Source organism: Chitinophaga pinensis DSM 2588 (assembly GCF_000024005.1).
Classification (GTDB): Bacteria; Bacteroidota; Bacteroidia; order Chitinophagales; family Chitinophagaceae; genus Chitinophaga; species Chitinophaga pinensis.
In genome coordinates this window covers 4290891-4304982 of sequence record NC_013132.1, presented here as the reverse complement: position 1 = coordinate 4304982, position 14092 = coordinate 4290891, and the positions used below count along the sequence as shown (strand labels likewise).

The following is a 14092-nucleotide window of genomic DNA, read 5'->3' as shown; positions in this document are numbered from 1 at the left end:
ATGGATACCCGCAGAGAATTTTTAAGAAAAGCAGCACTGTTATCAGGTAGTGCTGCTCTTGCCAACGCCATGCCGCCGGCTATTCAGAGAGCATTAGCCCTTAATCCTGCTCCCGGCAGTACTTTTTATGATGCGGAGCATGTCGTGTTCCTGATGCAGGAAAACCGTTCCTTTGACCACCTTTTTGGTATGATGCAGGGTGTACGCGGATTTAATGATCCCCGTGCCATCCGCCTCAGCAACCAGAACAAGGTATGGTTGCAAACCAACAAGGAAGGACAGACTTACGCACCTTTCCGGCTGAACACCAAAGACACGAAAGTGCCCTGGATGGGATCCACGCCACACAACTGGACAGACCAGACCGATGCGCGTAACGATGGTAAATATGACCGCTGGCTGGATGTAAAGAAAGCCTCCAATAAAGAATATGTAGCGACGCCGCTTACCATGGGCTATTGCGACCGCTCCGATTTCCCTTTCTACTATTCACTGGCAGATGCATTCACCGTATGCGATCAGAACTTCTGTTCCAGCATCACCGGCACGCATCCTAACCGTCACTACTGGATGACCGGTACTGTCAGGGAAAAAAATACACCGGAAGGTGTAGCGCATCTCTGGAATGTAAACAACTACGTTACACCGGAACTGGATTGGAAAACTTATCCGGAGCGCCTGCAGGAAAACGGTATCTCCTGGAAAGTATACCAGAATGAGCTGACCATGGGTTACGGTCTGAAAGGAGACGAAAGCGCCTGGCTGAGTAACTTCGGTACCAACGTACTGGAATACTACAAACAGTTCAATGTACGCCTGCACCCCGGTAGTATCGCCAATCTCGATCTGAAGAAAGCCAATATACTGAAAGAAATCGCTGCGTTAGAGAAAGATCCTGCAAATGATAACAGTATGAAACTGGCAGCTGCAAAGAAAGTACTGGCGAAGATCGAGGAAGATAAGCTGACCTACACCATGGAAGCTTACAACAAGCTGCCGGAAGAGCAGAAACAACTGAATGCAAAAGCTTTCACTGTTAACAGTAATGATCCTGCTTTCCATGATCTCACGAACATGAAGTATGAAGATGCTGGTACCGACAGGGAGCTCAACATCCCTAGAGGAGATATCCTGCACCAGTTCAGAGAGGATGTGAAAAATGGTACCCTGCCGACTGTTTCCTGGCTGATGACGCCTGCCAACTTCTCCGACCATCCGGGTGTACCCTGGTTTGGTCCCTGGTATGTGAATGAAGTAATGGAAATCCTGTTGCAGAATCCGGAAGTATGGAAGAAGACCATTTTCATTCTCACCTATGATGAAAATGATGGCTTTTTTGACCACGTTCCGCCTTATGCAGTACCTAACCCTTATAAGGAGAACGCAGGTAAAGTGTCAGAGGGAATAGACCCTAAAATGGACTTTGTACTGAAAGACCAGCAGACCAACCCTTCTGCTACGCCTAGCCGTATCAGGGAAAGCTCTATTGGTCTGGGGTATCGTGTACCGATGATCATCGCTTCGCCATGGTCAAGAGGCGGTTATGTATGTTCTGAACTCTTCGATCATACCTCTTCTCTGCAATTCCTGGAAAACTTCCTCGCGAAGAAATTCAACAAACAGGTAAAGGAAGAGAATATCACGCAATGGAGAAGAACTGTCTGCGGCGATCTTAGTTCCGCGTTCAGACCTTACAACGGTGAAAAGATCGAATCCCCTGAATTCCTGCACAAACAGGAATTCCTTGAAAAGATCTATAGTGCGAAGTTCAAAGATGCGCCTGCCAATTTCAAGGCACTCTCTGCTACCGAAATAGCACAGATCAATAAAGACCATGCACAGTCGGCTTATTTCCCGCAACAGGAAAAAGGTACCCGCAATGCCTGCGCCGTTCCGTATGAATTGCTGGTAAACGGAGTGTATGAGAAAAAGCAGAACAAGTTTGCGATCAGTTTTCAGGCAGATAATACAGCCTTCGGCGATAAAGCTGCCGGCGCTCCATTCATGGTATATGCGATGAATCCTTATCAGCAGGAAGCACTGCGCACCTGGCAATATGCCACCGCTGCCGGTGATACCCTGACGGACAACTGGGATGTATCCGCATTTGAGAATGGCAGATATCACCTGCGTGTATATGCACCGAATGGTTTCTATCGTGAATTTGCAGGTGACCGGAACAATCCGCTGATTAAAATAGACAGCAGTTACGAAAAAGGCAAGAAAGGTAATGCAGCATTGAGCGGTAATATCATCGTCACTATCACCAACAACGATAGCCGTGCGATTTCAATAGAGATCAGGGATAACAGCTATAAAAACACCACGATCAAAAGAAGTATCGCTCCGCAGGAAACAACGAAAGTCATCCTCAACTTAGCGAAAAGTCATCAGTGGTATGATTATACAGTAAGTGTGCCGGGTACGCTGCTGGCAGAGAGTTTTGCCGGACACGTGGAGACGGGTAAGGCAAGTGTGACAGACCCGCTGATGGGAAGAACAGTATAAATTAGGAATTATCAATTAGGAATTAGGAATTGGTCATAATATGCAGCTGCTGCATTTATTGCTTTTCGCTATTAAGCATGTAAATAGAAATGAAAAAAATTAGCGAGATAAGGCTCACCAATTCCTAATTCCTAATTACCTAATTCCTAATTGAGTCAGTGGTCATTCAACGGCATCCCTCTTTGCTGGAATTCTTTCCAGTTCACATACTCCTCTCCCTTCCGTTGTTCTACCATTGTAATACAATTATCTACGGGGCATACCAGTTTACACAGGTTACAGCCTACACATTCTTCCTCTTTGATCGAATAAGTATTGTAAGGATTGCCATATGCCAGGTTAATGGCCTGATGCGAACCATCTTCGCAGCTGATATAGCACAATCCACAGTGAATGCATTTTTCCTGGTTGATATTAGCGACAATATGATAATTGATATCCAGTTCCTCCCAGCTCGTCAGTGTTGGTACGGAACGACCGATAAAATCATCGATTGTGCGGAAGCCTTTTTCATCCATCCAGTTATTCAGTCCGTCGCAGAGATCTTCTATGATGCGGAAACCGTAACGCATCGCCGCTGTGCAGACCTGTACGGTAGTAGCGCCTAATAACATAAATTCTGCGGCATCCTTCCAGGTACTGATACCACCGATACCGGAGATGGGCACCCGTGAAGTAACCGGATCCTGGCTGATGGTGGTCAGCATTTTGAGGGCAATGGGTTTTACTGCCGGACCACAATAGCCACCAAAGGTGGATTGTCCGCCGACATTGGGATTAGGGACAAAAGTATCCAGGTTGACACCGGTAACAGATTGAATGGTATTGATCAGGGATAATGCATGGCAGCCGGCTAATACAGACGCTCGTCCCGTAGGTACTACGGAATGTACATTCGGGGTTAATTTGGTAATCACAGGTATGCTGGCAACTTCCATGACCCACGCTACTACGCGGCCTGCTATTTCGGGGTCTTGTCCGACAGCCGCGCCCATCCCTCTCTCGGTCATGCCATGAGGGCATCCGAAGTTCAGTTCGAGGCCATGTGCACCGGTATCTTCTACCTTTTTGATCAGCTCATGCCAGCTTTCCCGGTTGTTGTCGGCCATCAATGATACGATCATGGCACGGTCCGGGAAAAGGCGCACACATTCTGCTATTTCTTTCAGGTTGATATCCAGCGGACGATCACTGATGAGTTCAATGTTGTTGAAACCCATCACGCGACTGCCGTTGTAATCAACAGAAGAATAACGGGAAGAGACATTCTTCACCTGACTGCCCAGTGTTTTCCAGACTACCCCTCCCCATCCGGCTTCAAAAGCCCTGAGCACATTGATCTTTTTATCCGTCGGAGGAGCGCTCGCCAGCCAGTAAGGATTTGGCGATCTGATACCCAGAAAATTGGCTGATATGTCTGCCATAGGAAAAAGTTTAAAGGCTGTTGCCGGCTTGTCCGCCGTCCAGCAGATACTGTAAAATTGCTTTTGCGCCATCTTTTCCTGCCTGTACGGCGTCTACCACTTCCTTGCCTCCATTGACACAGTCACCGCCGGCAAATACACCGGTGACACTACTGATGCTATTCGCCGTTACACTGATCTTTCCATTGTTATGATGCAGCTGATAGTCATGTACCAGTTGCTCGTAAGGCATTTGTCCGGCGGCCTTGATGACCATATCCACCGGCAATACTATTTTCTCTGCTGTGATCACGGGTTGTCTGTGGCCGTTTGCATCAGGTTCCAGTTGCACGATATGACACACTAATTGCGTCACTTTACCATTTTCTCCCAATATCTCTGCTGGTGCTGCTAGCCAGACGATCTTGCAGCCGTCCAGTAAGGCGATATTCATTTCGCTTTCTGTACAGGGCATTTCCTGCTGTGTTCTTCTGTAGACCAGTGTTACTTCTTTTGCGCCTAATCGTTTGGCTTGTGTGGCCGCATCAATAGCGGTCATACCCATACCGATGACGGCCACCTGGTCGCCTACAGGTACCGTAGGATAACCATTGTTCCGGATATCATAAATGAAACTGATGGCATCTACCACGCCTTCCATTTGCTCACCGGGGATGTACAGCTGACGTGCCAGTCCGACGCCAAAAGCGAGGTATACCGCATCATATTGTTGTTGCAGTTCATCCAGCGTTATATCCTTTCCCAGTTCCTTCCCATATTGAATATTTATCCCACCCAGTGAGGTGATAAAATCCACTTCGTCGCAGCAGAATTGTGGCGTAACTTTATAAGCGGCGATGCCATAGGTCATCAGTCCGCCCCCTTTTTCTTCTCTTTCAAAGATCGTCACGTCTACCCCTTCGCGGGAAAGTGCGTGGGCACAACTGAGTCCGGCAGGACCAGCACCAATCACGGCTACCTTTTTCCCGATAGTGACTTTCCTTTCAAACAGCTGCCATTTCTCTTCAATGGCCTTTTCCGTTGCATAACGCTGCAGCCGGGCGATGGGAATCGCTTCTTCCTCCCTGAGGTTGTACACACAGGCGCCTTCGCAGAGTTTTTCTACCGGACAAACCTTTGCGCATCCGCCGCCCATAATATTGGAAGAAAGGATGGTATAGGCCGCTCCACGGAGATTATCTGTCGTGATCTGTTTGATGAATTTGGGCACATTGATCCCTGTGGGGCAACTTTTTGTACAGGGGGCATCATAACAAAAGAGGCAGCGGTTGGCATCTACCATTGCCGCATCCCTTGTTTCAAACGGGGGATGTATATCGCTGAAATGCTGTTCGTATTCCTCAGCAGTCAATCTGTTATTGCGTACTGCCATATAGGTGATTTAAATGAAACTTATAACTCCGTCAGTTTACCATAGGTTTCCGGCCGGCGGTCTCTGAAGAACTGCCACACATTCCTGACTTCGTCTATCATGTCGAGGTCGAAAGAGGCGATCAGCAGTTCGTCTTTGTCTTCGGAAGCACTGGCGAATATTTGTCCGCGGGGATCCACGAAGTACGAAGACCCATAAAACTTACCTATATTCCAGGGCTTTTCTTCTCCTACCCTGTTAATACAGCCCATGAAATAACCATTGGCAGCTGCATGAGCAGGTTGTTCCAGTTTCCATAGATACTGTGACAGACCGGCTACTGTTGCCGACGGATTATATACGATCTCTGCACCATTGAGTCCGAGTATCCGTGCGCCATCCGGGAAGTGCCGGTCATAGCAGATGTAGACACCTACCTTTGCATATCTCGTCTGGAACACGGGGTAGCCGAGGTTACCCGGTTTAAAGAAGAATTTCTCCCAGAAGCCCGAAGTATGCGGAATATGATTCTTTCTGTATTTGCCCAGGTAGGTACCATCTGCATCGATCACAGCGGCGGTGTTGTATAATACGCCTGCCTGTTCCTTTTCGTAGATCGGTACGATGATCACCATGTTGTATTTCTTTGCATAGGCGGCCATGCGTTCGGTTGTAGGACCAGGTACTGTTTCAGCAGAAGCATACCATTTGGCATCCTGGCCCGGACAAAAATAAGGGGTGTCGAAAATTTCCTGTAAACAAAGGATCTGTACACCTTTTTCTCCGGCTTCCTCTATCAGGGGAATGTGTTTCTGAATCATCGCTTCCTTTATCTCTTCAATGGTACCTTCGCCTTCTGTTTTGGGTAAGCTCATCTGAATCAATCCTGATTTAATAATACGCGACATGGGGATCTGTTTTAGGGTAATGAATGGTCAGTGGCAAGGATCAGATTTTTCCGCTGACCTTATTGCGTTTTATGAATTGTCCATATCCTTTGGGTACGAGACACTCGCCTTTATCAATGGCAACTTTCCCTCTGAGCAGCACGGTTTTCACCTTGCCTGTCAGCGGCCAGCCTTCGTAAGCGGAATAATCTACCCGCATATGATGGGTGGCTGCTGAAATAGTATGTTGTTCCTTAGGATCGAAGAGCATAATATCAGCGTCACTGCCGATGGAGATTGTTCCTTTTTTCGGGAACATGCCAAAGATCTTCGCAGGATTGGTACAGGCCACCTCAACATATTTATTGAGGCTGATCCTGTTTTTGCTGACACCTTCGCTGAAGAGGAGTTCCATCCTGTTTTCGATAGCAGGATGTCCATTAGGGATCTTTGCAAAGTTATCTTTCCCCATCAGTTTCTGTTCCCACATAAACGGACAATGATCTGTAGCCACGATGTTTACAAGACCCTGATTAATACCTGCCCAGAGTGTTTCCTGGTCTTTCGCTTCGCGCAATGGCGGACTCATAACCCACTTCGCGCTGTCAAAGCCCTGCTCATATTTTGATGCATCCAGGAGCAGATACTGGATACAGGTTTCTACATATACTTTCTGGTTTCTACGGGTTGCATTACGTACGGCATTGAGTGCGCCTTCGCAGGTCATATGTACGATGTAGCCAGGGCAACCCGTGTAATTAGCCAGATCGGTAAAACGGGCAGACGCCTCGGCTTCCGTCACTTCCGGTTGGGAAAGATAATGATACAGCGGAGATGTCTTTCCTTCTGCGAGGTGTTTTGCCACCAGGTAATCAATCACGTCGCCATTGGTAGCATGTACGGTGACCATACCGCCCTGCTGCCGTACCTCCTGCATCAGATCGGTCATCTGGCGGTCGTCGATCATCAATGCCCCTTTGTATGCCATAAAGGTTTTGAAGGAAGTAATGCCTTCCTGTTCTACCATGGTCTTTATTTCCGCTTTGGTAGCCGGATTGAAATCAGTTACGGCCATATGAAAGCTATAATCTCCTACAGCCGTTCCGTTGGCTCTGCCGTTCCATTCATCCAATGCTTCCTGCAGAGAATGTCCCTGTTTCTGTAATACGAAGTCGATGACGGTAGTGGTACCTCCATGCAGGGCGGCGCGGGTACCTGTTTCATGCGTATCGCTGGAGAAGGTACCCATAAAGGGCATATCCAGGTGTACATGCGGGTCGATGCCTCCCGGCATCACGAGCAGACCGGTTGCATCGATGACTTGAGCGTCGCCGGCGGGCAGCTCTTTTCCGATGGCAACGATCTGTTCTCCCTGCACCAGTATATCTGCCTGGTAATCGTCTGTAGCGGTAATAACCCTTCCGTTTTTAATCAGCAGTGACATAATTGACTCCCTGTTTATTGGTTCCGGTAGTGGTAATGATACTATAAGAACGCATGATGAGGTAATAGCTGATGCCTGACACAAAGAAACCTACAAACCATGCATAGCTGTATAAGTGTGTGATCCAGGCCGGTACTGCATCCGGTGGAATAAGTTTGATGGTGGTAAGAAAACCGGGGATATTGGGGACGATGCCCAATATCAGGGCCAGCATGGCATAGCGGTTAAAACCATTGGTAAAACTATATTGTCCTTTCGGATCGTATAGTGCAGTCATCTGTAGTTGTTGTTTTCTCACCAGGTAATAATCGGCGATCATAATGCCCCCTACGGGGCCCAATAAGCTGGAATAACCCACCAGCCAGGTAAAGATGTACCCGGTAGGATCAGCGACTAATTTCCAGGGGAAAATAAGTATGCCGATGATACCGGTGATATAACCGCCTGTGCGGAAGTTGATTTTCTGCGGAGCGAGGTTGGCGAAGTCATTCGCCGGACTGATAATATTCGCGGCGATGTTAGTCGCCAGCGTGGAAATAGCCACTGCGATCATCGCGATGCTTACCAGTATTTTATTTTCAAACTTACCGGCGAGTACAACCGGATCCCAGATGGTAGTCCCGTATACGATGGTAGTGGCAGAAGTCACGACTACCCCAATGAAAGAAAACAGGGTCATGGAAGGAGGTAATCCCAAAGCCTGTCCTTTGATCTGTGCCCGTTGATTGACGGCATACCGGGTGAAGTCAGGAATATTCAGGGACAGTGTCGCCCAGAAGCCGACCATACCTGTCAGTCCGGGTACGAAGAATGCCCAGAAAGCGGCATCTGAGGTAAAGCGGGAAGGTTGTGTCAGAATAGGGCCTAATCCGCCTTCTACAGCGTTAATTGCCCAGAACAGGAGGGCCAGTACGGCTACCGGCAGAAAAATAGCTTTAAAGACCAGTAATTTGCGGATACTGTCGATGCCCAGGTATACGATATACATGTTCAGCAGCCAGAAAAGCAGGAAACAGATGGCCGGACCAGTTGCCAATCCGAAGGAAGCCGGAAATATGGCGGGCATTGTCGCCAGCGCGGGTATCCATAATTGTAACATCTGGTACAGGGCAAAACCGCCGATCCAGGTCTGGATACCAAACCATCCGCAGGCGACGATGGCCCGTAACATGGCGGGTATATTAGCGCCTTTGGTACCAAAACTTGCCCTGGCAAATACGGGAAAAGGAATACCGTATTTAGCGCCGGCGTGTCCGTTCAGGATCATAGGGATCAGTACAACCGTATTACCGGCAAAGATGGTGAGGATGGCCTGCCACCAGTTCATACCACCTTCAATGAGTGAACTGGCCAGCATATAGGTAGGGATACACAGGCTCATGCTGATCCAGAGGCTGGCATAGTTCCAGGTATTCCAGGTCCTTGCGGAAGCGGGTACCGGTGCCAGGTCTTCACTGTAGAGTGCAGAGCGGGATACATTTTGGCTGATGTCTTCGTGGTCTGTCATGTAGGTCGGATTACAGGTATTTATGAGATTGGCCAGGGCCGTATATTATCAGGTCACATATTCATCTGCAATAGACAGTGCATCATCTATCATGGCCAGTCCTTCGTCTACCTGCGTCCTGGTAATGCTCAGCGGTGGTGCGATGAATACATAATTCCAGCGTACGAAGGCATACATTCCCAGTTGTTTCAGTCTTGCGGCGACCCTGTTCATGACCGCCATTTCTTCCGGTCTGGCGTTGAAGGGTACCATCGGTTCTTTTGTTTCGCGGTTTTTTACCAGTTCGATACATCCCAGCAGTCCGGTATTACGGAAGTCGCCGATACAGGGGTGATGCAGTTTCATGGCTTCTACCTCTCTTTCGATGTACATGCCCATATCGGCGGCATTTTCTATCAGGTGTTCATCTTCATAGATCTTCAGCACTTCCACACCTGCTGCGCAGGCGACGGGGTGGGCGGAATAGGTCAGTCCCAGCCAGAGTGTTTTATCATCGAAATGAGCTGCTATTGTATCACTAACGATCAAAGCACCCAAAGGGATATATCCGGCGGTAATTCCTTTGGCGGTAGCGATCATATCGGGTACTACGCCGTGCAGTTCACTGGCAAACCATTTACCAGTTCTGCCGAAGCCGCTCATGACTTCATCCATGATCAGCAAGATGCCATATTTATCACAGATTGCCCGGATTTTTTGCAGATAGTCCGGCGGATATTTAATACAACCCGAAGAACCACTTTCTCCTTCCATGAGTATGGCGGCTACATTTTCCGGCCCTTCAAACTGGATCACCCTTTCCACATGGCTGACACACTCGCGGTTACAGGAAGTGATCTCCTTTCCGAAGGGGCAGCGATAGCAGTATGGATCTTCCACATGCACAAAGTTAGGCGCCTGTTGCGCATCATGCGGCAGTTTACGCGGATCGCCTCCGGCGGTCATAGACGCGTAGGAGGCACCGTGAAAGGCACGATAGCGGGCGATGATTTTATGTCTGCCGGTATATAGTCTGGCCAGCTTCACCGCATTTTCTATTGCGCTGGCCCCACATACGGTAAACAGTGTTTTTTGCAGATTGCCTGGTGTGATTGCAGCCAGTTTCCGTCCCAGCTGTCCACGCGCTTCCGTCACACATCCCGGCGTAACGTAGCTGACTTCCTGCATCTGTTTCATAACGGCCGCAGTCACCCTGGGGTGACCGTGGCCGATGTTAACGTTAATCAGTCCTGATGAAAAGTCCAGATAACGTTTGTCATCATAGTCATAGAGATATACCCCGGCTGCGTATTTCACCGCGATAGGGCTGATACCTTTCTGTTTGCTCCACGAGAACAATGTATAATCCAGGTTGTCCTGGATAATCTCCTGGGCATGTGATAATGTCTTAGCTTCCGGCATAAGTGCCATTTTTTGTAGTCAATAATGTTAACTCATCCAGTTAACGCCTTCTTCAGGGTTCCATTTGGTCGTACTTTTCTTCAACCTGGTCCAGAATTCTATGGAGCTTTTTCCGGTGATATCACCAACGCCGAACTTACTTTCATTCCATCCGCCAAAAGAGAATGGTTCGCGGGGAACGGGCACACCTACATTTACACCGATCATACCGGCGCTGGCCCTTTCTGCTATATAGCGGGCCATCCCTCCGTTCTGTGTAAAAACCGAAGCCGCATTGCCGTAGGGGTTGGCATTTTCAATGCGGAGCGCTTCATCTACGGTTTCGGTACGCATGATACTGATAACAGGTCCGAAGATTTCTTCCTGAGCGACCGCCATATCAGCGGTTACATAATCGATCACGGTAGGGCCAACATAAGTACCGTTTTCTTTACCTGCTACCTGCACACCCCGACCGTCTACAAGAATACGGGCGCCTTGTGCTTCGGCTTCAGTAATATATTTTTCGATCCTTTCCTTTGATTCTTTACTGATGACGGCACCCAGGTTTTGTCCGGGTACGATCTTTCTTGCTTCTTCGCATACGAGATCAACGATATGATCCACGGCGCCGACCCCGATCATGGCAGATGCGGCCATACAACGCTGTCCGGCGCAACCGCTCATAGAAGCGGCCACGTTCTGTGCGGTCATACCAGGTTTCGCATCCGGTAATACCAGTAAGTGATTTTTGGCGCCGCCCAAGGCAAGGCAACGTTTCAGGTGCTGTGTGGCACGCTGATATACTATCCTGGCAATCTTTGTAGAGCCTACAAAAGAGACTGCTGCTATATCCGGATGATCACAGATGGCATTGACAATTTCGCTGTCGCCATTGACAATATTCAATACACCATTCGGGAGACCTGCTTCTTTCAGTAAACGGGCAATGATCCCCAGACTGAGCGGTACTTTTTCCGATGGTTTCATTATCAGGCAATTGCCCAGGGCGATGGCATTCGGGATGGTCCAGTTAGGCACCATCGCAGGGAAATTGAAGGGTACGATCGAGGCGACTATACCTAATGGTACATGTGAAGTTCTGCACTCCACACCGGCACTTACTTCCAGTACTTCACCCGCGATCAGTTGCGGTAAAGAAGTCGCAAATTCTGTCAGTTCGATACACTTTTCTACTTCAGCCACGGCTTCACTCATGGTTTTGCCGTTTTCTTCACTGACCAGTGCGGCCAGTCCCTGCAGGTGTTGTTCCAGCAGATATTTATAACGAAAGAATACCTGTACTCTTTCCTTGATAGGCGTCTTACTCCAGCCCGGAAATGCAGCTTTGGCTGCCTGTACGGCTTCTTCCAGATCGGCGGCGGTGGAGCATGGCATTTCAGCTAACAAGGAACCGTCTGTTGGTGATATTACAGGCAACGTCCGTTGAGATGATACTTCTTTAAAACTTCCATTAACAAAGTTCCTGACCCGTTCGTACTTCATATGCTTTGGGGAGTTTGGGTTATGGGTGCATTTTTTATACGATACCCTTAATTTACTGAAAAATCTGTACATTTAGTATGTATTTTCTAACATTTCTGTACGTTGTCCTTTTAACTCCTCACCTATATATTAAAGAGAAATGGGAAAAACTAAATCAGCCGACAAAACGCCCCTCGACGACCTGGATTTCTCTATTCTGACTTACCTGCAGCAGGACGGCAGGATTTCCTTTACAGTCATCGCTGAAAAGCTGCATGTATCTATCGGTACGATCCGTACGCGTTTTAATCGGCTGATTGAAGAAGGGACGATTAATATTGTGGGCAGGGTGGATCCGGAGAAGGTGGGATTCCATTCCTATGCGCACATTGCGGTATATGTGAGACCGGCTACCTTAAAAGATGCGGTGGCGCAGCAGATTGCCGTTATGCCGGAAGTGAGTTTTCTGGCAATGACCTCCGGGGCTTACGATCTCGAAGTAAATGTGATGTGCAGGGATAATGATCACCTGCTGGAATTTGTAAATGAGTTGTCTAAACTGGAGGGGGTGTATCAGACGAAGACTACGCTTTATTTTAAAGTTTATAAGTATGCACAGCCGGACCTGGGGTTGTTGAAGAATTAAGAATTAACAATTAGGAATTAGGAATTCAATGCAGCGAAGATTGTTGCGAGCAATTCCTAATTCCTAATTGTTAATTCCTAATTTATTCTCTGTACGGCGCCTGCCACGACCGGGGACAGCTGAATACTGATATCCATTTCTTCTGTCACATCTGCAATATGATTAGCCAGCGTGATCTGTGGCTGGGCATTCCCATTATTTGCAAACATCAGTCCGATGATCCGGCTTTCCTTATCGACGATCACGGCACCTGAATCTCCTTTTTCAGAGAAATGGTGCGTAGGATCGACCGGCTGGATAGCAATCTGGCCCCTGAAGGTGTGTTCCTTACCTTCTATCGGGAAGGTGGTAGCGGGATAATTGATGTCTACGACCCGGCCTTCTGTCCGTCCGGAGACTTCTCCTACCTTAAAAACGATCTGACCTGCGAGTGCGACACCCATACCGACGATGCCATTGTACCGGGGCATACCGTCAATACTCAGTCCGTTGATCTCGTTTCCAGCTGACTGACCAATAGCCGTATCGTCTACTTCTGCGATAGCGGCATCTACTCTTTCATTGATGATACCTTTTACAATCCGGCCGATGGCATTTTTATCATCCGTGGGATGAAACGGCAGTTCTTTATCCGATAATTCGGGAATGACGGCCGGCGCGGGCTGATAGACCTTATCTCCTACTTTAGCGGCATTAGCCATGAGCACATGACAGTTGCTCAGTAATACCGGTTTACCGTCTTTGTTTCTCTTAGCCAGGCATCCCAGGGTACCGTGTGCGACTTCTGTACCGAAGCTTTCTTCGTCACGGATGATAATCCGGTTGGTGATCTGGATGCCGCCTCTTACGGGACGATACTTATTTTCGTCCAGGCAGGCCCGGAAACCGTGAATCATGTTCACGTCCGTAGGGATGCCATTGATCTCGGAAGGCAGCACTTCATGCGCCTGCAGCTGGCTGTGGTCTTTCTTTTCTTCCACATAGATCCGGATACAAAGCTGGTCTGTAACACGGCCGGCGGTTTCTTTCAAACCAATACTGACGTGGTGTACACCGGGGATCTTCAGTAACAGCTCTTCTATTCCGTTCTTCAGCAGGTCCCGGATCATTTCGTTCTCCCGATGCAGTTCTTCTGTTGATTTCATGCTAAGCGTTTTTAAGGGTGCTGAAAATACGGAGTTCTTTGCGTAATAACGCAATCTGTCCTGTAAGATTGTTCACGCAATTGTAACAACTGCGTATGCGCGTATGCGTGACGCATAACGGGGGATGAGGAGGAATTCATCTACATGTGATTTTTTGGGGTGTTAACTGTTTCCGTCTGAGGACTTTTTTAATGTTGTTTTAGGGCTTATTATCCTCTATACCAAACTACATTTTTTTTACGATAAATCAAAGTTTAAACTCACATTCAATAAAGCCCTTATGTAGTCCGTTGTTCCGGGTCATTTCTTCGTATT

10 protein-coding genes are annotated in these 14092 nt (G+C 48.2%); 2 read left to right on the top strand and 8 right to left on the bottom strand.

All coding sequences use genetic code 11. From position 1 onward, the window contains the following. Nucleotides 1-2508, top strand: coding sequence for a phosphocholine-specific phospholipase C (locus tag CPIN_RS17105; protein WP_012791092.1), 2508 nt, complete (start codon nt 1-3; stop codon nt 2506-2508). 155 nt (nt 2509-2663) lie between these two features. Here the strand turns inward: CPIN_RS17105 and preA are convergent, their stop codons facing one another. From preA to CPIN_RS17070, 7 genes are read right to left on the bottom strand one after another with little or no spacing between them, the layout of a single operon-like run. Then, nucleotides 2664-3932 carry an NAD-dependent dihydropyrimidine dehydrogenase subunit PreA gene (gene preA / locus CPIN_RS17100; protein WP_012791091.1) on the bottom strand — a complete coding sequence of 423 codons (1269 nt, stop codon included), beginning with the start codon at nt 3930-3932 and terminating at the stop codon, nt 2664-2666. A gap of 10 nt (nt 3933-3942) precedes the next feature. After that, entirely contained in the window at nt 3943-5304 is a 1362-nt protein-coding gene (locus CPIN_RS17095) for an NAD(P)-dependent oxidoreductase (RefSeq protein ID WP_012791090.1), read from the bottom strand. A 20-nt stretch (nt 5305-5324) separates the two neighbouring features. Beyond that, entirely contained in the window at nt 5325-6191 is an 867-nt protein-coding gene (locus CPIN_RS17090) for a nitrilase-related carbon-nitrogen hydrolase (protein WP_012791089.1), read from the bottom strand. A 40-nt stretch (nt 6192-6231) separates the two neighbouring features. Then, nucleotides 6232-7614 (bottom strand): dihydropyrimidinase, encoded by a 1383-nt coding sequence (gene hydA, locus CPIN_RS17085; protein WP_012791088.1) that lies wholly within the window; start codon nt 7612-7614, stop codon nt 6232-6234. Further along, nucleotides 7598-9121 carry an NCS1 family nucleobase:cation symporter-1 gene (locus tag CPIN_RS17080; RefSeq protein WP_012791087.1) on the bottom strand — a complete coding sequence of 508 codons (1524 nt, stop codon included), beginning with the start codon at nt 9119-9121 and terminating at the stop codon, nt 7598-7600. The genes hydA and CPIN_RS17080 overlap by 17 nt, the downstream gene beginning before the upstream one ends. A gap of 48 nt (nt 9122-9169) precedes the next feature. Beyond that, entirely contained in the window at nt 9170-10522 is a 1353-nt protein-coding gene (locus CPIN_RS17075) for an aminotransferase class III-fold pyridoxal phosphate-dependent enzyme (protein WP_012791086.1), read from the bottom strand. A gap of 27 nt (nt 10523-10549) precedes the next feature. Continuing rightward, nucleotides 10550-12007, bottom strand: coding sequence for a CoA-acylating methylmalonate-semialdehyde dehydrogenase (locus tag CPIN_RS17070; protein ID WP_012791085.1), 1458 nt, complete (start codon nt 12005-12007; stop codon nt 10550-10552). A 139-nt stretch (nt 12008-12146) separates the two neighbouring features. On the opposite strand from CPIN_RS17070, the gene CPIN_RS17065 reads away from it, so the two are divergent. After that, nucleotides 12147-12632, top strand: a complete 486-nt coding sequence (locus CPIN_RS17065; RefSeq protein ID WP_012791084.1) for an Lrp/AsnC family transcriptional regulator — start codon at nt 12147-12149, stop codon at nt 12630-12632. Nucleotides 12633-12709: 77 nt separating this feature from the next. Here CPIN_RS17065 and CPIN_RS17060 read toward each other — a convergent pair whose 3' ends face one another. Continuing rightward, nucleotides 12710-13777, bottom strand: coding sequence for a hypothetical protein (locus CPIN_RS17060; protein ID WP_012791083.1), 1068 nt, complete (start codon nt 13775-13777; stop codon nt 12710-12712). Nucleotides 13778-14092: the final 315 nt, after the last annotated feature.

What these genes read in the sequence shown, in the direction of transcription:
- CPIN_RS17105 (WP_012791092.1), top strand. Translation starts at nt 1, where the DNA reads ATGGATACCCGCAGAGAATTTTTAAGAAAAGCAGCACTGTTATCAGGT.
- preA (WP_012791091.1), bottom strand. Translation starts at nt 3,932, where the DNA reads ATGGCAGACATATCAGCCAATTTTCTGGGTATCAGATCGCCAAATCCT.
- CPIN_RS17095 (WP_012791090.1), bottom strand. Translation starts at nt 5,304, where the DNA reads ATGGCAGTACGCAATAACAGATTGACTGCTGAGGAATACGAACAGCAT.
- CPIN_RS17090 (WP_012791089.1), bottom strand. Translation starts at nt 6,191, where the DNA reads ATGTCGCGTATTATTAAATCAGGATTGATTCAGATGAGCTTACCCAAA.
- hydA (WP_012791088.1), bottom strand. Translation starts at nt 7,614, where the DNA reads ATGTCACTGCTGATTAAAAACGGAAGGGTTATTACCGCTACAGACGAT.
- CPIN_RS17080 (WP_012791087.1), bottom strand. Translation starts at nt 9,121, where the DNA reads ATGACAGACCACGAAGACATCAGCCAAAATGTATCCCGCTCTGCACTC.
- CPIN_RS17075 (WP_012791086.1), bottom strand. Translation starts at nt 10,522, where the DNA reads ATGCCGGAAGCTAAGACATTATCACATGCCCAGGAGATTATCCAGGAC.
- CPIN_RS17070 (WP_012791085.1), bottom strand. Translation starts at nt 12,007, where the DNA reads ATGAAGTACGAACGGGTCAGGAACTTTGTTAATGGAAGTTTTAAAGAA.
- CPIN_RS17065 (WP_012791084.1), top strand. Translation starts at nt 12,147, where the DNA reads ATGGGAAAAACTAAATCAGCCGACAAAACGCCCCTCGACGACCTGGAT.
- CPIN_RS17060 (WP_012791083.1), bottom strand. Translation starts at nt 13,777, where the DNA reads ATGAAATCAACAGAAGAACTGCATCGGGAGAACGAAATGATCCGGGAC.